The organism is Pseudarthrobacter sp. SORGH_AS 212, assembly GCF_030818145.1.
Lineage (GTDB): Bacteria > Actinomycetota > Actinomycetes > Actinomycetales > Micrococcaceae > Arthrobacter.
In genome coordinates this window covers 1,710,110-1,730,519 of record NZ_JAUTAA010000001.1, presented here as the reverse complement: position 1 = coordinate 1,730,519, position 20,410 = coordinate 1,710,110, and the positions used below count along the sequence as shown (strand labels likewise).

Sequence of the window (20,410 nt, the reverse complement as noted above, 5' to 3'; positions counted from 1 at the left end):
CCCGTTGTGGCGCCGGTCCCGGGCTTGTTCGCCGGTCAGCACCTTCACGGCACGGTCCTGCGAACTAGCTTCTGACGCGCGCCTGGGCTGCCGGGGCAAGCCACGGGCTGCCTGCCGCAATAGCCGTGAACCGTTCGCCGATCAGCCCGTAACCCTCGGCGTCCGGATGCAGGCGGTCCGGGAGGAGATGTGCGTCGGCGGACCCGAAAAGCCGCAGCCCGTCCAGGTAATGCAGATTCGGATCGGATGTGCCGCGTTCGCTGACGGCCTCCGCCAGGATGCTCCTGGCGTCGCGGAGGGTCAGCAGTCCGTCGCCGGGCTTGCGGGGAACGTCGGTGGCCAAGAACTTCCCGTCCACCAGCCGTGAGGGGCCGGGGGCGTCCTCATGCTCTGGGCAGAAGATGGGCGATATCAGGACCAGCGGGGTTTCAGGGTGGCCGTCCCGCACGGTGTCCAGGAATCCGTGGAGGGCCGGTGCAAACGTGCGCCGGCGGAGGCTGGCGCTGTTGATGATGTTGATGCCCACCTTCAGTGTGATGAGGTGGGCGGGCTGGTCGCGGATGGTCCGGGCCACGAACTGGTCAAGGTGGGCGGAGCCTGCAAGCCCCAGGTTATAAAGGTCCAGGCCGAGGTTGCGGGCGGCAATGATGGGCCACACCCCGAGCGGTGCCTCGGCGTGCGAGGACTGGCTGATGGAGCTTCCGTAGTGGACCCAGCGGGGACCGGTGCGCGCCGCTTGCTGCACTGGCCTTTCGGAACGGATGCCGTGGATCCGGGCGCTTCCCCGGTGCGGCAGCCACAGGGTGACTGTGCGCTCCTGCCGCGGCCCCGGTATCTCGAATCGTGCCGTGGACGGGGCTCCCGGGGCGAGGGTGCTGGGCCCGTCCGGAAAGGTTTCCAGGACGTCCCCCTCGTGGAAGTCCCTGCTTTCGGCATGGCCATCCGAGGTGGTCAGGCTGATCACGGCTGCCTGGAGCGGACGCCAGCGCCAGGCCGCGGATTCCCGGGTGAACGTCAGATCGAGTTCGAGCCAGGCCGCGTCTGTGAGGAATTCCAGCCGCACCCCGGAGGGTGTGGAGTTGGCTTTGGCCAGCGGCACGTCGCCGCCGAACTGGGCCTGCGTCCAGGCCGGTAGGCGCCTGACCGACATTCCGCCCTCGTCGAGGGAAACGTCCAGGGCGCCTTTGATCGCAGCCGGCAACGTACCAGGCGCACCGTGGTCCAGGGTCATACCGCCATTCCATCACGCCGGCCCGCTGATCCGACTGCACCGTCCGGCGGATGACGCCCCTTGCAGTACCCGGCAATGTAAAGCAGACTAGACATGTAAAGTTTGTTATACATATCGAGGGGGACACCATGGCAGGGCAGCAGACACGCACCAGGTGGGGGCAGGCAAGATTCGGGGGTGGCCGGATTCCCGCGGTGCTGATCGCCATTCCCGGCGGCCTACTCCTCGGGGCTGCCGGCGGTTGGCTGGCCGTGGGGACCGGCCTGGCCGGGTCAAACCCCGCCCTCGGTTTCGCGGTTTTCACCGCGTGCCTGGCAATGCCGGCGATGGCGCTGATGTACGTCCTGGTGGTCGACAGAAACTCGGTTGAAGGCGCAGTTGACCGGCCCGAGGAGTCGGTCGAAGGCAAGTGGTATGACAAGGCAGCCTCAGGATCGTTCACGGACCTCGTCCTGGTCCTGGGAGTCCTGGCCGCCGTGGCCGCATTCGTTCCTGCCGATCTTGCGGCCGACCTGAAACTGGTCCTGCCGGCAATCCTGGCTGTCTGCTTCGCCTCCTTCGGCATCCGCTACCTGCTGCTGCGCCACCGGGGCTGAAGTGGAAAACCGCGTGAACGAGTGCCGGTCACGGCTCGGATGGTCACAGCAACGGCTTGCGGACCAGCTGGGGGTCTCCCGCCAAACCATCATCTCCATAGAACGCGGACGGTTTGACCCCTCACTGCCCCTGGCCTTCCGGCTCGCCCGGATCTTCGAGACCACCCTTGAAGAACTGTTCCTTCCGGACGGGAATCCCTAACAGGGTCCCGCTCACCACGCAGTGCGGGGCCCGGGGCGGGCTTTCCGCTCCAGCGGGGACAATAGGCAGATGGCTAAAAGCAGCAAGGGCAGGATGCCGCGCCTGGAGGACGTGGCCGATGTGGCCGGCGTTTCCCACCAGACCGTCTCCCGCGTCATCAACAACCACCCGAATGTCAGCAAAGCCACCCGGGAAAAGGTGGAGGCCGCCATCGCGGAACTGGGGTACCGGCGGAACACGGCTGCCCGGAGCCTTGTCACCAGGCGGTCCCACACCATCGGGGTCCTGGCCAGCGAGCTGTCCCAGTACGGGCCTGCCAACACCCTCCTCGGCGTGGAGCAGGCCGCCCGCAACGCCGCCTACTTCGTCAGCATCGCCGCGCTCCGTGAGGTCAGCGGAGCGGCCATCGCCGACGCCGTCAGCCACTTCCTGGACCAGGCGGTGGACGGCATCGCCGTGCTGGTGCCGCACGCCGAGACCCTCCAGGCGCTCGATGCGCTCAACATTCCGGTGCCGGTGATGGCCGTGGGATCGCTGGGCAACAGCCAGGTGAGCGGTGCCATGGTGGACCAGCGCGCAGGGGCGCGGCTCGCCGTCGAACATCTCATCGCCCAGGGGCACCGGCGGATCGGCCACGTCTCCGGTCCCGCCGGCTGGACCGACGCCGCTGAGCGCGCCGAGGGATGGCGCGAAGCACTCCACGCCGCCGGGCTGGCGGACGATCTCCTGGCGGAAGGGGACTGGAGCGCCGGCAGCGGCTACGCCATCGGCCGCAGGCTTGCGGCACGGCGCAGCGCCACCGCCCTGTTCGTAGGCAACGACCAGATGGCGCTGGGAATCCTGAGGGCCTTCGCAGAGGCCGGCGTCAGCGTGCCCGACGACGTCTCCATAGTCGGGTTCGACGACCAGCCGGAATCGGGGTACTTCAGCCCGCCGCTGACCACCGTCCGGCAGGACTTCGAGGAGCTGGGCCGCCGCTGCCTGGACGTCATGCTGAAGGAAATCGAGGCCGGCGCCGGGGTCAGTTCCACCGTGGTCACGCCGGAACTCGTGCCACGGTCCAGCACCGCCCCGCCCGCGGCCGGATAGGCGGCCCACAAAAAGTTCCATGATTCTGCATCCAACTCCGCGCCCGCACCAGTAGTAGGGGTGTAAGCGAAAAGCGCCCGGCTGACGGGCCGACCAAGGAGAAGGACATGCGAAAGAGGATTTTCACAGCAGGTATCGGTGCCGCAGCCATTGCCGCCGCGATGGCCCTGGCCGGTCCCGCCAGCGCTGCCGAAGGCGACGCCCAACTATCGGTGCTGCACGGCGTCCCCGGGCTGACCGTGGATGTCTGGGTCAACGGCGACCGCACCCTGGATGATTTCACCCCGGGCAGCCTGGCAGGGCCGCTGGCATTGCCCGCAGGCGCCTACCAGATCGCGATCACCGCAGCGGATGCGGCCGACGCCTCCGCAGCCGTCATCGGCCCGGTGACCGTGAACCTCGCAGCCAACGGCAACTACACCGCCGTGGCCAACCTTGACGCCGCGGGCAAACCCACAGCCAACCTCTTCACCAATGACGTGTCCCAGATCGCCGCGGGCAAGGGCAAGCTCACCGTCCGGCACACCGCCGCGGCACCCGCCGTCGACGTCCTGGCCGGAGGCAGCGCCGTGGTCACCAACCTGGCCAACCCCAACGAGCAAACCCTCACCCTGGATCCCGGAACGGTATCCGCAGCGGTGGCCGCCACCGGCACCACTGCCCCCGTGATCGGCCCGGCGGACGTCACCATCGCCGAGGGCACCCACACCATCGTGTACGCGTGGGGCAGCCTGGCGGACAAGAACCTGCAGCTCGCGGTGCAGACCATCCCCGGCCTGCACTCCGCACCCGGTTCTGTCCCCGGCGCCCGCGACGGATCCGCCGATGCACCGGCACCGGCAGGACTGGTCCTGGGCTTCGGTACAGCCGCCCTCGCCCTGCTGCTGGGCGGCTTCGGCACGGCCCGCGCGGTGGCAGCGCGCCGCGTCCGGCAGTAGCGTCCGGGACCGAAAGACCGGCCGCCCGGCGTACCCTGCCCACCTGCGCCGGGCGGCCACCCACCACAAAACCACTAATCCCCGTCGGGCGCGGGGCCCGGGACCGAGAAAGGCCACAGAGATGAACGGACGTACGACGACGGCAGGGGAGTCCCGCCGTCGCCCGTCAGTTGGGGTGCGGATCGCCGCCGCCGCGTCCATTGTGGTCCTGACCGCATGTGCGCCTGCCGGCCAGTCCTCAGCACCGTCCGCTGCACCCGCCAGCACAGCAGCTTCCGCAGCAGCGGCTGCTTCCGATGCGGTTCCCGCTGCCCCGGGCACCACTGTCCCGGGCGCGGCCGCCCGGCCGGGTGTGGTGCCCATTCCCGTCCATCCGGCCACCCTGGGCGCTGTTCCGGCAGACCCTGCGCCAACGTCGATCTCCATTGCCGGCACGGCCATCGACATGTCCGTGGTTCCCGGGGGAGTGTCCGGCGAAGGCGCCATGGAAATCCCGGACGCCTTCGACCGCGCCGCCTGGTACCGGTTCGGACCGGCCCCGGGCGCGGCAGAGGGGGCGGCCGTCATCGCCGGCCACATCGACACAGCCTCGGACAGGGCTCCGTTTTCGGCCCTGAAATCGCTGGCCGAGGGGACCGCCGTCCGCGTGGGCCGTGATGGCGCCCCGGACCTCACCTACCGTGTGGTGAGGGTGGAACTGATGGCCAAGGACAGGTTCGACGGCGGCTCGCTCTTCCGCCGCGCCGGCCCCCACGAGCTCAAGGTGGTCACCTGCGGCGGACGGTGGCTGGACGAGCGGATGGACTACAGCGACAATGTGATAGTCACCGCGGTCCCCGGGTAAGCGGTGACAAGCCATGATTCTCGTCACCGATGCCGGGAAGGAGCCGCGTGTGACCTCTCCTGCGCAGGCCTCCCGCGGCTGGGATGACGGACTGACCGCGTCCTTCCTCGCCGGTGACGAGCGGGCTCTGGCGGCGGCCTACCGCGAATTCGCCCCGCTGGTGCACACCCTGGCCCTCCGTTCCCTGTCGGACCGGTCCGCGGCCGACGACGTCACCCAGGAGGTCTTCATCCGGGTGTGGCGCTCACGGAACACCTTCAAGCCGGAGTTGGCCCGGCTGCCCGCCTGGATCGTGGGTATCACCCGGAACGTCATTACCGACGCGCACTCGGCGACCGCACGCGAAGTGCGCAAGGCCAACGCGGTGGCCGGGGCCGGACTGGCCGCCGGAGAATTCGGTGCCGGAACAGAGGCCGCAGAGGTCCTGGCCGACCGGCTGCTGTTGGACGGCGAACTGGACAGGCTGGGCGAACCTCAGGGGTCCATCATGAAGCTTGCCTTCTATGAGGACCTGACGCACGAACAGATCTCACGGAAACTGGGCCTGCCGCTTGGTACCGTCAAGAGCCACATCCGCCGCAGCCTGACGCATTTGAGAAGCCGATTGGAGGTAGACCATGCCGCATCTTGATCCGGAACAGTTGAGCCTCCTTGCTATGTACGAGGGCTGGGAGGACGCGGACGGCCGGGAGCACCTCGGCGTCTGCCCCGAATGTGCCGCCGACTACGCCGCGCTGCGCCGCACAGTTGACGCGGTGAAGACGACGCCGGATACCGCCAGCCTGTCCGTTCCCGGACCGCACGTGTGGGCCGGAATCCACCGGGAACTTGGGCTTGCCGAGGCTGTCCAGGAGGACCCGCTGGGTGGAGCCGCTACCAAGCCTGCGGACTCACCTGCTGGGCCGGCGCCGTCGAACGTTATCGCCTTCGGCCCGCGGAAGAAGGCGTGGTGGCAGCGCACCGGGACATGGATCGCCGCCGCTGCTGCCGTTGTGATGGTTGCGGCAGGCGGAATCTGGGTGTCCACCCGGCCTGCCCAGCCCATTCCGCTGGCGCAGGCCCAGCTGACGCCGCTTGCCCAGTACTCCGCTACCGGATCGGCGAAGGTGGTGGAGGCTGCGGACGGCTCGCGCCGACTGGATGTCACGCTGGATAAGGACGAGGCGCGGGGCTACCAGGAAGTCTGGCTGATTGCCCCGGACCTGTCGCGGCTGGTCAGCCTGGGCATCATGAACTCGGACTCGGGAAGCTTCGAGGTGCCCGCAGGCCTCCAGCTGGCGGACTATCCGATTGTGGATGTCTCCGACGAGCCGGTGGACGGGAATCCGGCCCACTCATCGGTCAGCATCGTCCGGGGGACGCTCACTTCCTGACCGGAACGCCGCCGTCCGTAGCTATCGGATTTCGTTGGCTTCGCCGTACGGGGATTTTGTCCAGCTGCCGGGTGGCGAAAACCGTCAGCAGCGCCGCGGCCATGTGCAGGTACAGGAGCAGGTGAAGATCGTGCGGCACGGCTCCTTGGGTATGGCCTTGGTTTGCCGTACCTGGGTCCTGGACGGGCGATTGGCCGTGATCATGGGCCGGTGCGTCGAATCCCGTGGAAACCGAAAAGTCAGCGAAGGCGAAGTGCAGCAACTGCTGGGCGATCCCCGCGGTGAGGAGCAGGCCCCACCCGGGAAGCCGCCCGGGCTTGCCGATGGCGGCCGCCATGCCCAGCAACGCTGCCAGCGCCACCACAATCGGCGGTGAGGGTGAGGCCCCGCCGCCCAGGACATGCGCCAGCAGTCCGAGCCCCGCGGCGATCGGGCCAGGCAGCCAGGCCAGGGCCGCAGCGGGTATGCGCCCGGCTTCGGCTCTGGTGGTGCTCACAGGTTCCCCTCAATCCATCCGGCTGGCAGTTCCATGGACCGTACCCCGAATTGCTGCTGATGAACGCTGTTTCCCGTCGACTGCTTGTGCCAACGCGTGGACTTTTTGCTAGTTATACTAGATGCTTGACTGGCTAGTGAAAATTCTGAAGCTTCGACGAAGAGGTCAAGGGTGGAGTGCAGTGAAGAGCAGCGGGCTCTGGTGTCTTTGATCAACGCCCTCGAGGGCAGATTTCCTTCGTGCTCCCGCGCTGAAGTTGAAGACGCGGTATGCGAGGAATATGCGGCGTTCAATTCGGGGCCTGTGAGGACGATGGTTCCCCTGTTCGTCGAGCACGCGGCCGTTAAGAGACTGCGGGGCAGGTTGCTGTATTCGGCTGCGGACTTGGGGCGATGATGGACTGGCTCGCACGGACCAGCGCTGCTGCTTCCTGGCCGCAGGCTCTGGAGCTTCCGGGTTCATTGCCCCTAAGGTGATCTGACCAGGTCAGCACACCCCAGGAGATGACATGTCCCTCGTCCGCGTGCACAACTTCTCGGTCTCCCTCGACGGCTTCGGCACGGGTGAGGGCCAGCAACTCGAGGCCCCGTTCGGCCATGCCGGATCACGGCTCATGGAGTGGGCCTTCGGGACCCGTACCTTCCGCGCCATGGGCCTCCACGGAGAGGGGCAGGCATCCTTCGGTGTCGATGAGGCCTTCGCCAGCCAGTGGGGCACCGGAATCGGCGTCGAAATCATGGGGCGCAACAAGTTCGGCCCCCAGCGCGGGCCCTGGGAGGACGAAGAGTGGAAGGGGTGGTGGGGCAGCAACCCCGTCTTCCACACGCCCGTCGTTGTCCTGACCCACCACCCCCGGCCGGTCCTCGAAATGGAGGGCGGAACCACGTTCCATTTCGTTGACGCCGACCCCGCAACGGCGCTCGAAAAGGCCCGCGAACTGGCCCCCGGCCTCGACGTCCGGATTGGCGGCGGTGCCGGCACGGTGCGGCAGTTTCTTCAGGCAGGCCTGATCGACCATATGCATATCGCCGTGGTACCCATCATCCTTGGCCGCGGCGAGCGGCTGTGGGACGGGCTGGAAGGACTCGACGAGCGCTTCGACATCGAATCCACCACATCGCCGGCCGGAGTGGTGCACATGGTCTTCACCCGCCGCGCCGACGCATAGCGCGGCCCGCGTCGTGTCAGCGCAAGGCCGACGGGCGGGCCTGCCTGCGGGCTAGTGACCGAAGTGGGATTGCGGGGGCCCCTCGGGCAGCCGCTCGAGGATGTCCTCCGCAATCCTGCGGACCTTGATGTTCCGGTGGCTCGAGGCCTTGGCCAGGATGGCAAACGCCTCGTTGTAGGAACACCGGTTCTGGGCCATGATGACGCCGCACGCCACGTTGATGGAGGTGCGGCTGTCCAGTGCCGAGCGCAAGTCCGAGGCCACGGAACGGGCTGTATGCAGGTCGAGGGCCATCCGCAGGCTCCGGGATGCCAACCCGGCGAAGGCGCGGGCCTCGGCGATGACCTGCAGGGGGAAAGCTTTGGAATCCGGGGCGAAGAACGCCAGCGCAGCGTGGGTTTCCGCGTCCGCGCCCGGTGCTTCACCGGATGGGCCCGAACCCCCCGCATCGCCTGAACCGTCAAACCGGAGCCTTACGCCCAGGACGCTGCCAAAACCGGCAATCTGAAGCTCGCTGCAGTAGCGCGGCCAGCGGAAATCCCCGTGCCGTTGAAGAACCGCCACGGGATGGCCGCCAGCCAGCACCTCGCTGGTGGGGCCCTCCGCCGCCTGCTGCTCCCACACCATCATCCGCTCCGCGTCCCGCGATGTCCCCGTAATGGCGGGAGACCGGCGGGGCTGGGTCAGCACCACCGCACATTCGATCCGCGTGCCAGCTGACTGAAGCGCGCCCGCCTGCTGGGTACCTGCCACCGACCGGACCGCAGCGGCGGCCAGCCGGTCAAGGGAATCGGTCAGTGAGTCTGCCCCGGTGACCAGATCAAGCAATATCGCCTGGCTGCCGTCATTCCGGCCAGCCTGTGCTGTTTTCGAGGCCGGACCGGTGGAAACCTGCGTGCTGCCATGCGGCGCAACCGTCGGCAACCCGGCGGCAGGACGCGGTCCATGAGGGCGCGAAGAAAGAAGAGGGCCGGCGACGGCTGGGGGAGAGGCCTTGGTCTCAAAGGCCTCCTCGTCGCCGGCCCCGCTTAGTACCCGGGTGCGTTGACCCGGGAAGTTTGGGCTCACCTGTCGTGCGTGCATTGCCACTCTCACACCCCCTGGTGAGCTAAGTCCTGCAGGGGCAGAAAGACGCCCTGTCCCTGTGAAAAACCTAGTGGGCTGTCCGGGGCCGGAGAATGAGTAACGGTACTCGACTTTCAGATTAGGTATTACTTGGATACTCGAAACCGCTACTTGCTTTGCGCGTAGCCGCAGGTGGGACGCCCGGTGCCGCTTCAGCTCCCGGCCCGGCTGCGAAAAAGTTTCTTTCCGGCGGCCGTTTCGCGCCGCACCCTTGACTCAGATCACCGCAGCGCCAACAATATTTTCTATAACGTTGTAAATCAAAAGAGAACGAGGATGTTTTTCGTGGCAACCCCTGAACCGGCAACCGCCAAAGTAACCCTTGACCCGGCCTTCACCGTTGGTCCAGTCCGCCGCCGCACGTTCGGCGCCTTCGTGGAGCACTTGGGCCGGTGCGTCTACACCGGCATCTTCGAGCCCGACCACCCCGATGCCGATGAGGACGGTTTCCGCCGTGATGTCCTGGACCTGACCCGGGAACTCGGCGTCTCCACCGTGCGGTACCCCGGTGGCAACTTCGTCTCCGGTTACCGGTGGGAGGACGGCGTGGGGCCGAAGGACCGGCGGCCTGTTCGCCTCGACCTGGCCTGGCACTCCACTGACCCCAACCTGGTGGGCGTGGACGAATTCGCGGCGTGGTCCGCCAAGGCCGGCGTAGAACCCATGATGGCCGTCAACCTGGGCACCCGCGGCATCCAGGAGGCGATGGACCTGCTGGAGTACTGCAACATCGACGGCGGTACTGAGCTTTCCGACCAGCGCCGCGCCAACGGTGCACAGGACGGCTACGGCATCAGGATGTGGTGCCTGGGCAACGAGATGGACGGCCCGTGGCAAATCGGCCACAAGAACGCCCTCGAATACGGGCGGCTCGCGGCGGACACGGCCCGCGGCATGCGGATGATCGATCCGGACCTGGAGCTCGTAGCCTGCGGCAGTTCCGGTCCCACCATGGACACGTTCGGCGAATGGGAGCGCGTGGTCCTGTCCGAAACCTATGAGCTGGTGGACCTGATCTCCGCCCACCAGTACTTCGAGGACTTCGGCGACCTCCAGGAACACCTGGCTGCCGGGCACAAGATGGACGCCTTCATCAAGGACATCGTCAGCCACATCGACCACGTGAAGTCGGTGAAGAAGTCCACCAAACAGGTGAACATCTCCTTCGATGAATGGAACGTCTGGCACATGAGCAGGGCCGAGTCCAAGGCACCCTCCGGCAAGGACTGGCCGGTAGCCCCCGTGCTGCTGGAGGACACCTACACGGTGGCAGACGCCGTGGTGGTGGGCGACCTGCTGGTCACCCTGCTCAAGAACACGGACCGGGTCCATTCCGCGAGCCTGGCCCAGCTGGTCAACGTCATTGCCCCCATCATGACCGAACCCGGCGGCCGCGCCTGGAAGCAGACCACGTTCCACCCCTTTGCCCTGACCTCCAGGCACGCCGCCGGCACTGTCCTGCAGCTCGCCGTCGAATCCCCGCTGGTCAGCGGCGGCACCACCGCAGGCGTCGCCGCACTGTCCGCCGTTGCAACTTTCGACGCCGGCAAGGGCGAGGCAGTGGTGTTCGCCGTCAACCGATCGGCAACGGACGCACTCACCCTGGATGCCGCCGTCGCGGGCTTGGGCAACGTCCGCGTGCTGGAGGCGCTGACCTATGCCAACAAGGACCCGTACTGGCAGGCAAGCGCGGACGATTCTACGTCCGTGGAGCCCGCGGAGAACGTCACGGTCAAGGCCGATGGCGGCCGCCTCACCGCGGAGCTCCCGGCGGTGTCCTGGTCCATGATCCGCCTAGCGGTGGGCAGCTAACACCCCGGGTCGGTGACGGCGGAGGCGTCCTTATGACGACGGCGGCCCGCAGGTGGGAGGATGGACGGCATGGAGCTGCACATCACGGGGGATCCCGCCGCGGACAAGTTGTTGAGTGAGGACGCCTTCGCGCTGCTGACCGGCATGCTGCTGGACCAGCAGGTAACCATGGAATCGGCGTTCGCGGGGCCGGAAAAGATCAGGACCCGTATCGGAACCGTCTCACCCGAAGCCATTGCCGGTCATGATCCGCAGGCCTTCGTGGAGATGTTCAAGGAACGGCCTGCGGTGCACAGGTTCCCCGGTTCCATGGCCGCCAGGGTCCAGGCGCTCGCCGAAGCCGTGCAGAACGACTGGAACGGCGACGCCACCGCCATCTGGACCCGGGGCGAGCCCAGCGGCGCCGAGGTGCTGAAGCGGCTGAAGGCCCTGCCCGGGTTCGGTGACCAGAAAGCCAAGATCTTCCTGGCCCTGCTGGGCAAACAGCGCGGTCTCCAGGCCCCCGGCTGGCGGGAAGCGGCAGGCCACTACGGTGAGGACGGCTCCTACCTGTCCGTGGCGGACATCGTGGACCCGGAATCCCTGGTCAAGGTAAGGGCCAGCAAGCAGGCGGCCAAGGCCGCGGCGAAGGCAGGAAAAGAACGTTAATGGCAGTAACCATGAACGACGTTGCGAAGGCTGCGGGTGTCTCACTCAAGACCGTCTCCAACGTCCTGAACAACTATGAGTTCATCCGCCCCGCCACCAAGCAGCGGGTGGAAGATGCCATCGCGGAACTGGGCTACGAAGCCAACCTCACCGCCCGCAGCCTGCGGTCTGGCAAGACCTCCATGCTGGGCCTCGTCCTCTCGGACCTTTCGGCGCCCTACTACGCCGAACTCGCCTCCAAGCTGATGGACGCGGCAACCAAACACGGCTACCGCGTCCTGGTGGAGCAGTCCGCCGCGGAGGGGACGGCCGAATTGAACGCCCTCCAGGGCCCGTTCCGGCAACTCACGGACGGCCTGCTTTTCACACCGCTGTCCATCGGCGCCGACGCCATTGCCGAGCGGGCCGGATCCAAGCCCCTGGTGATGCTGGGCGAACATATCGTGGACCCGCGGTTCGACCTGGTCACCATGAAGAACGAGGAGGCCGCCGCCGCGCTGACCTCCCACCTGCTGGCGGGAGGCCGCCGTCGTATTGCCGTCATTGGTGCCACGCCGGAGGAATCCACCGGCACCGCCGGGCTGCGCCTCAACGGCTACCGCACCGCCTTGAAGAACGCTGGAATCCCCTTTGACCCGGCGCTGATCGCCCCGGGTGAGTGGCGCCGCGACGCCGGTGCCGCCGCCGTGGCCGGGCTGCTGGAAGCGGGCGTGGAGTTCGACGCCGTTTTCGGCCTGAACGACGTTCTGGCGCTCGGAGCGCTGCACGAACTCCTGATCCGCAGCGTCAGGGTGCCGCAGGAGGTGGCAGTTGCCGGCTTCGACGACGTGGACGAAGCCCGCTTCGCCTCACCGTCCCTGACCACCGTTTCGCCCGGGATGGGCGAGATCGCCGAACGGTCCATGGCGCTGCTCCTGGATCGGATCGCCGGCCGCGAGACCGCCGACGCCGGAGTGCACGTTGAAGCCGAATTTCAGCTGAGGATCCGGGAGTCCGCGCCCTAGCGTCTTTTGGCCGGAGGTGGGTACGTTACCCACAACGGTCCGGCGAGAGGAAGGTCCCCACGTGATAGCCCTGTTGGTCATCGACATGCAGAACGCTTTCTTCGAAGCGCCTGAGCTGGCCGCCCAGCAGGACAGGGTGGTGGGCGAATGCAACCGGCTGCTAAAGGGATTCGAGGCCGCTGGCCACAAGGCGCTGCTGGTGGGCACCGAGCATGAGCGGGACAAGTCCACCTGGACCCTCAGCATGCTCGACGATGACCAAGGCTTCATTTTCCGCGGCACCGAGCAGGCGCAGTCCGTGCCGGGCCTGGCCAAGGGGGACCTGCCGCAGCTGAACAAGACGCGCGACAGTGCGTTCGTAGGCACCGACCTACTGTCCCGGTTGTGGAACTGGGGCGCCAACGAAGTGGTGCTGGCCGGCGTCTCCACCCACAACTGCATTGCCCAGACGGCCGCCGACGCTTTCGCCCACAACATCCGGGTCAGCTACGCCAAGGACGCCATGGCCTCCGAGGATGACAAGGATGCGGCGGACATGCTCCGCATCCTCTCCACCACCTACCGCCAGCCGGTCCAGTCCACGGACGAGATCCTCGCCCGGCTCCGCTAAGCCAGGTAGCCGCTGAGTCTCCCCACCTTTGAGCGATGACGACGGCGTGTCCGGCCAGCCGCCGTCGTCCGCTGCCAAGGGGGAGCCAAAGGCGGGGAGACTCAGCGCGTCCGCGCCGAGGCGTCCGGATGATGGACCTGAAACGTGGCGGAAATGTGCGGGGCCTACTCTGAATCCACGCTGTCCGCCGGCCGTTGAAGGGACCCCCCATGCATCTGATGCCCCGTGAGCAGGAAAAACTCATGATCGTGGTGGCCGCCGACCTGGCCCGGCGCCGGCAGTCCCGCGGCCTCAAGCTCAACTACCCCGAAGCGGTGGCCATCATCAGCTACGAACTGATCGAAGGCGCCCGGGACGGCCGGACCGTTGCCGACCTCATGAGCTACGGCACCACCGTCCTCACCCGCGAGGACGTCATGGAGGGGGTGCCCGAAATGATCCACGACGTGCAGATCGAGGCCACCTTCCCTGACGGCACCAAGCTGGTCACCGTCCACGATCCCATCCGCTAAGGAGCCGCAGTGATTCCAGGAGAATACGTCCTCCGCCCGGAGCCCGTGACGGCAAACGCGGGGCGCGACGCCATCGAGCTGTACGTCACCAACACCGGCGACCGGCCCGTGCAGGTGGGCTCGCACTTCCACTTCGCCGAGGCGAACGCTGCGCTGGACTTCGACCGGGCAGCAGCCCGCGGCCGGCGCCTGGACATCCCTGCAGGGACGGCTGCCCGGTTTGAACCCGGGGATTCCCGCAGCGTCCGGCTCATCGAACTTGCAGGGTCCCGCGAAGTATTCGGGCTCAGCAACGCCATCAACGGAAAGCTCGACGGCCGCCCCCGCCAAGCCGGGTCAGCCACCGAAAGGGACGCCACATGAGCTTCGATATTCCGCGGCGGCAGTACGCCGACCTGTACGGCCCGACGACGGGCGATAAGATCCGCCTGGCCGACACTGAACTGTTCCTCGAAATCGAGAAGGACCTCACCGTCTACGGCGAGGAAGTGGTGTTCGGCGGCGGCAAAGTGATCCGCGACGGCATGGGCCAGAACGGCCAGGCCACCCGTGATGAGGACATCCCCGACACCGTCATCACCAACGCCGTCATCCTGGACTACACCGGAATCTACAAGGCGGACGTTGCCCTCAGGGACGGCCACATCCTTCGGATTGGCAAGGCCGGCAACCCCCAGATCACCGACGGCGTGGACATTGTGATCGGCGCCAGCACCGAGATCATCGCCGGGGAACGCAAAATACTCACCGCCGGCGGCATCGACACGCACATCCACTTCATCTCCCCGGACCAGGTGGCCACGGCCCTGACCAGCGGCGTCACCACCATGATCGGCGGCGGCACCGGCCCGGCGGAGGGAACCAAGGCCACCACAGTTACGCCCGGCAAGTGGCACATCCACCGGATGCTGCAGGCCGCCGAGGCGTTCCCCATGAACATCGGCCTGTTCGGCAAGGGCCACGCGTCCGCCGTCGAACCCCTCGCCGAGCAGATCCGCGCCGGTGCCATCGGCCTGAAGGTGCACGAGGACTGGGGCTCCACCACGTCCTCGATCGACATGTCGCTGACCGTCGCCGATGAGTACGACGTCCAGGTGGCCATCCACACCGACACCCTCAACGAGTGCGGCTTCGTGGAAGACACCATCCGCGCCATCAACGGCCGCGTGATCCACACCTTCCACACCGAAGGCGCCGGCGGCGGCCACGCTCCGGACATCATCAAAATCGCCGGGATGCCCAACGTCCTGCCCGCCTCCACCAACCCCACACTGCCGTACACGCGCAACACCATCGAAGAGCACCTGGACATGCTGATGGTCTGCCACCACCTCAACCCGGACATCCCCGAGGACGTGGCCTTCGCCGACTCCCGCATCCGCGCCGAGACCATCGCCGCCGAGGACGTCCTGCAGGACATGGGCATCTTCTCCATCACCTCCTCCGACTCCCAGGCCATGGGCCGGGTGGGCGAGGTGATCACCCGCACCTGGCAGGTGGCGGACAAGATGAAAAAGCAGCGCGGAGTTTTAGCGGCCGACGGCGGCACGGACCTTGGTGCCGACGGATCGGCCCCCGGGCAGGGCAGCGCCGGGAACGACAACTTCCGCCTCAAACGCTACGTGGCCAAATACACGATCAACCCCGCGCTCGCCCAGGGCATCGCGGACACGGTCGGCTCCTTGGAAGAAGGGAAATTCGCCGACCTGGTCCTGTGGGACCCGGCCTTCTTCGGCGTCAAACCCGAACTCGTCATCAAAGGCGGGCAGATCGCCTACGCCCTGATGGGGGACGCGAACGCGTCCATCCCCACCCCTCAGCCACGCACCATGCGGCCCATGTTCGGTGCGTTCGGCAAGGCCGTCCAGCAGACCTCCATCACCTTCCTCTCCCAGGCCGCGATCGACGCCGGCGTCCCCGCAGAGCTAGGCCTCGAAAAGGTCATCCGGCCCGTCTCCGGCATCCGGAACCTCACCAAAGCCGACCTCAAATACAATGACGCGACACCGGACATCCAGGTGGACCCGGAAACCTACCAGGTCATGGTGGACGGCGAAGACGTCACCTGCGAACCCGCCGACGTCCTCCCCATGGCCCAGCGCTATTTCCTCTTCTAAACCACCCCGGAGAACGACGTGATCATCGAGAAAGTCCTCGGCAACCTCCACGACCTGCCCGAAACCGACCTCGCCGCCTACACCGGGCTACACCGCGAGAAAGTGGTACTGCCCAGCGCCCAACTGGTCAAACGCATCCAACGCGCCACCACGGACCACGGCAACGAGATCGGCATCCGGCTCCCCGCCGGATCCGGCGACCTCCGCGACGGCGATATCCTCCACGTCGCCGACACCAACATGATCGTGGTCTCCGTCCTGCCCACCGACGTCCTGGTCATCGCCCCCCGAACCATCCACGAAATGGGCGTCACCGCACATTCCCTCGGCAACCGCCACCTCCAGGCACAATTCTTCGACGCCGCCAGCGAGTACGGGGCCGACGTCATGGTGTGCGCCTACGACCACACCGTCGAGGACTACCTCATCCACAACTCCGTGCCCTACGCCCGCCAGGAACGCGTCATGCCTGTCCCTTTCCGCCATGCTGAACACAGCCACTAGCCCGTCCCCTTCCTTCCGTGGGGGTACCGTCGCGGGGGCTTCGGCGGTAGATAGGGGCCGTGCCCGTCCCCAGACGCTCCCAATCCTCGCAAGCTCGGATCGGGGCCCTCGCGCCTGTGGGCCCCCCGCGGTGCCCGCCACGCCGCGGCCCCTATCTCCCGCCTCCGCCGGGTTGGGCGCTTACGTCGCCTTGGGAGCGCGGTTATGACTTACCAGCTTGCTCTTCAGCAGCTCACTGATTCTGCGCTGCCTACTGGGGCTTTTGCTCACTCTTTTGGGTTTGAGACGTACCTCGATCGGGAGCTCCTTTTTGATGAAGGGTCTTTCGGGCTCTGGCTCGGTGCCTTCGTCGGCCAGCAGCTGACTTACTCCGATGGGCTTGCTGTTCGGCTGTTTTATGAGGGTGCTGATGTTGGGGAGCTGGATGCCCTGTTGTCCGCCTCTCTGATGCCCCGGGAGGTTCGGGAGGCCAGTGTGAAGATGGGCGGCCGGTTGCTGGAGATTGGGGCTGAGGTTTTCCCCTCGCCCGCGCTGGAACTGTACCGGGACTCCGTGGCCAGCGGCCGCGCCGCAGGGCACCAGCCGCTGGCGTTCGCCGTCGTCGCCCGCTCCCTGGGCGTACCCCTGAAGGAGGCGCTCGCCGCCTATCTTTTCGCCACCGTCACGTCCCTCACCCAAAACGCGGTGCGGGCCATCCCGCTCGGCCAGAACGCCGGCCAACGGACCTTGCGGAAAGCGCACGACGACGTCGCTGCCGCCATCGAGGCGATCGCGCACCTCACGCCGGACGACTTCGGCGCCGTCAGCCCCGGACTGGAAATTTCGCAAATGCGGCACGAACGCCAGCGTGCCCGGATGTTCATGAGCTAACAGTGCTTATCGCTTTACAGGAGGAACACCATGACTGAACCCATCAAAATCGGCATCGGCGGGCCCGTTGGAGCCGGAAAAACCCAGCTCGTGGAACGGCTCACCCGGCACATGAGCCGCGGCATCTCCATGGCCGCCATCACCAACGACATCTACACCATCGAAGACGCCAAAATCCTCGCAGCCAACGGCATCCTGCCCGAGGACCGGATCATCGGCGTCGAAACCGGTGGCTGCCCCCACACCGCCATCCGCGAAGACACCTCCATGAACACCGCCGCCATCGAAGAACTCAAAACCCGGCACCCCGACCTTCAGGTCATCTTCGTCGAATCGGGCGGCGACAACCTCTCCGCCACCTTCAGCCCCGAACTGGTCGACTTCTCCATCTACATCATCGACGTGGCCCAGGGCGAAAAGATCCCCCGCAAAGCCGGCCAGGGCATGATCAAGTCCGACCTCTTCATCATCAACAAAACCGACCTCGCACCCCACGTCGGAGCCGACTTGTCAGTGATGGAAAGAGATTCGAAAGAATTTAGGGGGGACAAACCGTTCTGCTTCACGAACCTGAAAACCGACGAGGGCCTGGAACACGTCATTCAATGGATAAGCCACGACGTCCTGATGCTCGATTTGGCCCAATAGACATGGCACTCGTGGACTTGCCCGAAGGTGACATACACGCTGAGGCGGCGAGGCCGGATTTTGGGGCCGCGGCGTGGCGGGGCTCGTGGGGGGCCCACTGGCGCGAGGGCCCCGACCCGAGCTTGCGACGGTTGGGAGCGCCTGGGGACGGGCACGGCCCCGAATCCGGCGAAGCCGCCGGACCCAGCCACGGACAGTCACCTATGGGGCGGCTCGAACTTGGCATTAGTTTGCGGGGCGGCCGCTCGGTTGCCTCACACCAGTTCCATGAGGGTGCACTTCGCGTGTTGCGGCCGCATTATCTCGATGACTCCGGGCAGGTTTGTTATGTGGTGGTGAACCCTGGTGGGGCTTATCTTGGGGCGGATTTGTTCTTGCTGGATGTGGAGGTGGGGGATGGCGCTGACCTGCTGCTGACCACCCAGTCCGCGACGAAGGTTTACCGGACTCCTGGGTCTTTTGCCGAGCAGCGCATGACGGTGCGGCTGGGGGAGGGGGCGCGGCTGGAACTCATGCCGGACCAGCTCATCGCTTACCGGGAGGCCAGCTACCGGCAACGGACCTCCGTGACCCTGCGGCCGTCGTCGAGCCTCGTCATGGCGGAAGTGGTGACCCCTGGCTGGTCGCCGGACGGCGCTGCCTTTCGGTACGAGGAAGTGCGGCTGCGGAACGAGATCCACATCGAAACGGATGGCGGCACGCATTTACTTGCCCTCGACAACCTGCTGATCCGGCCTCCCCTCGGCGACGTCACCGGCCTGGGGTTCATGGAAGGCTTCAGCCACTTGGGCTCACTGGTGGTGGTGGACGCCCGGGTGGACCAGGCACTCGCAGACCGCCTGCACCACCTCACGGCAGGTTACGACGCCCGGACCGGAATCACCCTCACCCGCAGCGTCGCCGGAACCACCGGCCTGGTGCTGCGCTCGCTTTCCAACAGCACCGATGAACTGAACCGCCTGCTCGCAGCCTGCACCGGCCTCCTGAGGGAACGCTGGCACGGGCAAGGCCCACTGAACCTGAGGAAGCACTGATGACGGCCCTGGCAAACATCGCCACCCTGTATCGCGACCGGGAAACCTTGCCGTTCCGGACCCGCCTGCTCGCCACGTTTGGTGCCGTGGCCGCCCTGCATATTGCCGCCGTCGTCCTCCTCGTCGCCGGGTCGGCAACAGCAGGCGCGCCCCTTGCCCTCGGCCTTGTCCTGACCGCCTACGTGGCCGGCGTCAAGCACAGCTACGACTGGGACCATATCGCCGCCATCGACAACTCCACCCGTAAGTTCGTGGCCCAGCGGAAGGACCCCGTCAGCGTGGGGTTCGCCTTCAGCCTGGGCCACAGTTCCGTGGTGGTCCTCGCCGGGCTGCTGGTGGTGGCGGGCGCGGCGGTGATCGGCCAGTTCATGGAAGACGGAACCACCGGCAACCACGTTCTCGGCCTGATTGGCAGTGGCGTGTCCGGGCTGTTCCTGCTGGCCATGGGGCTGTTCAACGGTTCGGCGTTCGTGCGCGCCTCGCAGGTATACCGGAGTGCGCGAGGCGGCGCGGCGATCCGGGAGGAGGACCTGGAAAGCACGGGGTTTGTTGCCCGGCTCCTGTCCAAACCACTCTCCGCGGTGCAACGGCCCCGGAACATCTATGTCATCGGTTTCCTGTTCGGGCTCGGTTTCGATACGGCCACCACCATCGGGCTGCTGGTGGTCACCACCGCCGCCTCGCTGGCAGGGGTGTCCCCGCTGGCGCTCATGGCCCTTCCCCTCGCCTTCACGGCGGCAATGACCCTCTGCGACACCGTCAACGGCGTGGCCATGATGCGTATGTACCGGTCCGCCATCCACAATCCGCAGCGCAGGCTCGGCTTCAACGCAGTGGTGACCGGCATCTCAGCCCTGTCAGCGCTGTTCATCGCCGCCGTCACGCTCGGCGGATTCGCCAATGCCGCGTTTGACCTTGGCGACCCTCTGACCACCTGGCTGGGGGAACTCGACCTGGGGGAGGCGGGACTCCTGCTCGTGGCCGCCTTCATTGGCGTGTGGGCCCTTACGGCCGCCAGGAACCGGCTGCAGCGCGAGGGCTGACCACAACGGGCAGGCCGCCACAGCGGCGGGCTGCAGGTTCTCGAGGCGGCCGGGCGAAGGTCAGGCAGCTATCCCGCGGTCGGGCTTCCGGTGCGGGCGTTCCTTCGCCGGCGCCAGGGCCTGCGGCTTCTGCAGCTGCCGGTGGCCATCGGGAACGGTGCTGTCCGAATGAAGATGGACCCCGTGACCGATCAGGGCACCAGACCCGATGCGGGAATGGCTGCCGATGTTGGCCCGGTTGCCGATCACGGTGCCGCGGCCAACCCGGACGCCGTCGCCGATGACGGTCTTGGCTCCAATCTTCGCTTCCCGGTCAATCCAGCTGCCGTGGCCGATCCGGCAGCCTGCTCCGATGACCGCCCCGTGCTCCACGTAGGTCATCGGGCCGACCCGGACGCTCTCAGGCACCACGGCGCCCGGTGCGACGAAACCGCCGCCGTTGGCATGCCGGACATACCGGGTGACCTTGCCGGCGTCGTCTTCTACTGATTCAAACTTTGCGCTCATCACATCCCTCACCAGCGGACGGGTTTCCTACCGCACAGT

The 20,410-nt window shown here is 66.7% G+C and carries 24 protein-coding genes; 20 read left to right on the top strand and 4 right to left on the bottom strand.

What is annotated here, in order from left to right; translation table 11 throughout:
* Positions 1-64 precede the first annotated feature (64 nt).
* Entirely contained in the window at positions 65-1,231 is a 1,167-nt protein-coding gene (locus QE394_RS07910) for an SGNH/GDSL hydrolase family protein (RefSeq protein ID WP_349034228.1), read from the bottom strand.
* 128 nt (positions 1,232-1,359) lie between these two features.
* On the opposite strand from QE394_RS07910, the gene QE394_RS07905 reads away from it, so the two are divergent.
* From QE394_RS07905 to QE394_RS07875, 7 genes are all read left to right on the top strand, one after another.
* On the top strand, positions 1,360-1,827 hold the full coding sequence (locus QE394_RS07905; RefSeq protein WP_268159834.1) for a hypothetical protein: 468 nt from the start codon (positions 1,360-1,362) through the stop codon (positions 1,825-1,827).
* A 1-nt stretch (position 1,828) separates the two neighbouring features.
* Positions 1,829-2,029 (top strand): helix-turn-helix transcriptional regulator, encoded by a 201-nt coding sequence (locus QE394_RS07900; protein ID WP_056082808.1) that lies wholly within the window; start codon positions 1,829-1,831, stop codon positions 2,027-2,029.
* A 69-nt stretch (positions 2,030-2,098) separates the two neighbouring features.
* Entirely contained in the window at positions 2,099-3,118 is a 1,020-nt protein-coding gene (locus QE394_RS07895; RefSeq protein WP_349034227.1) for a LacI family DNA-binding transcriptional regulator, read from the top strand.
* A gap of 107 nt (positions 3,119-3,225) precedes the next feature.
* Positions 3,226-4,056: a DUF4397 domain-containing protein gene (locus tag QE394_RS07890; RefSeq protein WP_349034226.1), complete on the top strand. Its 831-nt coding sequence runs from the start codon at positions 3,226-3,228 to the stop codon at positions 4,054-4,056.
* 121 nt (positions 4,057-4,177) lie between these two features.
* Positions 4,178-4,900 carry a class F sortase gene (locus QE394_RS07885; RefSeq protein WP_349034225.1) on the top strand — a complete coding sequence of 241 codons (723 nt, stop codon included), beginning with the start codon at positions 4,178-4,180 and terminating at the stop codon, positions 4,898-4,900.
* A 49-nt stretch (positions 4,901-4,949) separates the two neighbouring features.
* A complete protein-coding gene (locus QE394_RS07880; RefSeq protein WP_056082796.1) occupies positions 4,950-5,531 on the top strand; it encodes an RNA polymerase sigma factor in 582 nt (193 codons plus the stop codon).
* Complete coding sequence (locus QE394_RS07875) at positions 5,518-6,273, top strand: anti-sigma factor (protein ID WP_056082793.1); 756 nt, start codon at positions 5,518-5,520, stop codon at positions 6,271-6,273. Before QE394_RS07880 ends, QE394_RS07875 begins: the two co-directional genes overlap by 14 nt.
* Here QE394_RS07875 and QE394_RS07870 read toward each other — a convergent pair.
* Positions 6,263-6,769: a hypothetical protein gene (locus QE394_RS07870; RefSeq protein ID WP_349034224.1), complete on the bottom strand. Its 507-nt coding sequence runs from the start codon at positions 6,767-6,769 to the stop codon at positions 6,263-6,265. The genes QE394_RS07875 and QE394_RS07870 overlap by 11 nt on opposite strands.
* Positions 6,770-7,277: 508 nt before the next feature.
* Here QE394_RS07870 and QE394_RS07865 point away from each other — a divergent pair.
* Positions 7,278-7,937, top strand: a complete 660-nt coding sequence (locus QE394_RS07865) for a dihydrofolate reductase family protein (RefSeq protein WP_056082783.1) — start codon at positions 7,278-7,280, stop codon at positions 7,935-7,937.
* A 51-nt stretch (positions 7,938-7,988) separates the two neighbouring features.
* Here QE394_RS07865 and QE394_RS07860 read toward each other — a convergent pair whose 3' ends face one another.
* Positions 7,989-8,765, bottom strand: a complete 777-nt coding sequence (locus QE394_RS07860) for an ANTAR domain-containing protein (RefSeq protein WP_349034223.1) — start codon at positions 8,763-8,765, stop codon at positions 7,989-7,991.
* 573 nt (positions 8,766-9,338) lie between these two features.
* On the opposite strand from QE394_RS07860, the gene QE394_RS07855 reads away from it, so the two are divergent.
* From QE394_RS07855 to QE394_RS07800, 12 genes are all read left to right on the top strand, one after another.
* Positions 9,339-10,874, top strand: coding sequence for an alpha-N-arabinofuranosidase (locus QE394_RS07855; protein ID WP_349034222.1), 1,536 nt, complete (start codon positions 9,339-9,341; stop codon positions 10,872-10,874).
* A 60-nt stretch (positions 10,875-10,934) separates the two neighbouring features.
* The gene (locus QE394_RS07850) at positions 10,935-11,522 is read left to right on the top strand and encodes an HhH-GPD-type base excision DNA repair protein (protein WP_261618581.1); all 588 of its coding nucleotides are present in this window, start codon (positions 10,935-10,937) and stop codon (positions 11,520-11,522) included.
* Positions 11,522-12,526 carry a LacI family DNA-binding transcriptional regulator gene (locus QE394_RS07845; RefSeq protein WP_349034221.1) on the top strand — a complete coding sequence of 335 codons (1,005 nt, stop codon included), beginning with the start codon at positions 11,522-11,524 and terminating at the stop codon, positions 12,524-12,526. Before QE394_RS07850 ends, QE394_RS07845 begins: the two co-directional genes overlap by 1 nt.
* Positions 12,527-12,587: 61 nt before the next feature.
* The gene (locus QE394_RS07840; protein ID WP_261618583.1) at positions 12,588-13,136 is read left to right on the top strand and encodes an isochorismatase family cysteine hydrolase; all 549 of its coding nucleotides are present in this window, start codon (positions 12,588-12,590) and stop codon (positions 13,134-13,136) included.
* 209 nt (positions 13,137-13,345) lie between these two features.
* On the top strand, positions 13,346-13,648 hold the full coding sequence (locus tag QE394_RS07835) for an urease subunit gamma (protein WP_261618584.1): 303 nt from the start codon (positions 13,346-13,348) through the stop codon (positions 13,646-13,648).
* Positions 13,649-13,657: 9 nt separating this feature from the next.
* Complete coding sequence (locus tag QE394_RS07830; protein ID WP_349034220.1) at positions 13,658-14,011, top strand: urease subunit beta; 354 nt, start codon at positions 13,658-13,660, stop codon at positions 14,009-14,011.
* Positions 14,008-15,765: an urease subunit alpha gene (gene ureC, locus QE394_RS07825; protein WP_349034219.1), complete on the top strand. Its 1,758-nt coding sequence runs from the start codon at positions 14,008-14,010 to the stop codon at positions 15,763-15,765. Before QE394_RS07830 ends, ureC begins: the two co-directional genes overlap by 4 nt.
* A gap of 18 nt (positions 15,766-15,783) precedes the next feature.
* Positions 15,784-16,269: an urease accessory protein UreE gene (gene ureE / locus QE394_RS07820; RefSeq protein ID WP_349034218.1), complete on the top strand. Its 486-nt coding sequence runs from the start codon at positions 15,784-15,786 to the stop codon at positions 16,267-16,269.
* A 204-nt stretch (positions 16,270-16,473) separates the two neighbouring features.
* Positions 16,474-17,139: an urease accessory protein UreF gene (locus tag QE394_RS07815; protein WP_349034217.1), complete on the top strand. Its 666-nt coding sequence runs from the start codon at positions 16,474-16,476 to the stop codon at positions 17,137-17,139.
* A gap of 30 nt (positions 17,140-17,169) precedes the next feature.
* Positions 17,170-17,787 carry an urease accessory protein UreG gene (gene ureG, locus QE394_RS07810; RefSeq protein ID WP_349034216.1) on the top strand — a complete coding sequence of 206 codons (618 nt, stop codon included), beginning with the start codon at positions 17,170-17,172 and terminating at the stop codon, positions 17,785-17,787.
* A 203-nt stretch (positions 17,788-17,990) separates the two neighbouring features.
* On the top strand, positions 17,991-18,821 hold the full coding sequence (locus tag QE394_RS07805; protein WP_349034215.1) for an urease accessory protein UreD: 831 nt from the start codon (positions 17,991-17,993) through the stop codon (positions 18,819-18,821).
* Complete coding sequence (locus QE394_RS07800) at positions 18,821-19,864, top strand: nickel transporter (protein WP_349034214.1); 1,044 nt, start codon at positions 18,821-18,823, stop codon at positions 19,862-19,864. The genes QE394_RS07805 and QE394_RS07800 overlap by 1 nt, the downstream gene beginning before the upstream one ends.
* Before the next feature lie 60 nt (positions 19,865-19,924).
* Here the strand turns inward: QE394_RS07800 and QE394_RS07795 are convergent, their stop codons facing one another.
* Positions 19,925-20,371, bottom strand: a complete 447-nt coding sequence (locus tag QE394_RS07795; RefSeq protein WP_056082739.1) for a transferase — start codon at positions 20,369-20,371, stop codon at positions 19,925-19,927.
* Between the last annotated feature and the right edge of the window lie 39 nt (positions 20,372-20,410).